Origin of the sequence: uncultured Bacteroides sp., assembly GCF_910578895.1 — a bacterium.
Taxonomy (GTDB): domain Bacteria; phylum Bacteroidota; class Bacteroidia; order Bacteroidales; family Bacteroidaceae; genus Bacteroides.
The window spans coordinates 10,904-11,994 of record NZ_CAJTSC010000077.1; the positions used below are offsets into that span (position 1 = coordinate 10,904).

The window sequence follows — 1,091 nt, forward strand, 5'->3', positions numbered from 1 at the left end:
CGTGGTTCCGTTACCGATTTGGACTATCATACTGCGGTGGAATATTCCCAACTTTATAATCAGGAATATTTACGGGATAGTTTGTTTACCTGCTATGCCGGTTATAGGTGCGAGGTGGAGATTGCAGGTTTTGTGAATTATGCTTGGATAGGCAACTTGAATGTGATGGACTGTTTGAAATTTTCTACACCTCTGTTTGTTGTTCTGTGCTTTTGTCTTTTAGGTCGTTTGTTCCGAGATAAAGTCAAAAAGCATTTTATTAAAGTGTTATCTATGATAATAGAAAGGAAAGTAGAAAACACGTCTCTTATTTATAGACTGCCCGATGGGACATTGTTCGATTTCGACCGGTCTTTATTGGAAAATAGTGAACATCATACGCAACATCTGTCTCGACAATCTAAAATCTTACTGAGAGCATTCATGGAAACAAAGGACAATAGGCTTACTTCTAATGAAATTATGTCGATTTTGTGGCCTGAAGGCAATGGAAAACTGGAGAACGTTCATCAAGTAGTTACTCGTTTGAGAAATGTATTGACGTCAATGACGAAAATGACTTTAGTTAATGAAGATTACGCCTATCAATTAAAAATCGCCTATTCCATCGAAGAAAAACAAAGATTACCGGCTAAAAAAGGATAGGCTGACAGAACCTGACAAGGGCCGACAAAGGCTGACAAAAAGAAAAATCTCTTGTTGTCAGTGATTGTCAGCCCTAAAATTGTTGATTGTCTAATTTATTCGATAGATTTGCGTCTATAGAATTGACACATAATAATCACTTTAAAACAAATGGTACTATGAAAACAAAATTAATTATTACCTGCTTTTTATTAATCGCTGCAGCATTTACTTACATTTATTCAGATTCGGAAAAAGCCGGATTAAGCACTTTGGCATTGGAGAACATCGAAGCTTTGGCGGATGATGAATACGATGCTACGTATATGTGCTTGGGATACGGTTGGGTTGATTGTCCTTTTAGTGAAACCAAAGTGGAATATGTAATGGGGGGCTATAGTCTTGAAAGACTTTGGTAATTATCTGTATTTTTAATCTGTCGGGTGCTCCCCCTTGATGAAGTGTGC

Annotated in this window: 1 protein-coding gene and 1 pseudogene; both read left to right on the top strand. The window is 37.2% G+C overall.

The annotated features are described in order from the left end of the window. Positions 1-645 (top strand): annotated as a pseudogene (locus tag QZ327_RS13400) (hypothetical protein); the annotation flags it as partial. Between the two features lie 158 nt (positions 646-803). After that, positions 804-1,043: an NVEALA domain-containing protein gene (locus QZ327_RS13405; protein WP_294620103.1), complete on the top strand. Its 240-nt coding sequence runs from the start codon at positions 804-806 to the stop codon at positions 1,041-1,043. The last annotated feature ends 48 nt before the right edge of the window (positions 1,044-1,091 follow it).

Bases quoted from the DNA above. Each gene is read 5' to 3' on its own strand.
- QZ327_RS13405 (WP_294620103.1), top strand. From the start codon at position 804: ATGAAAACAAAATTAATTATTACCTGCTTTTTATTAATCGCTGCAGCA.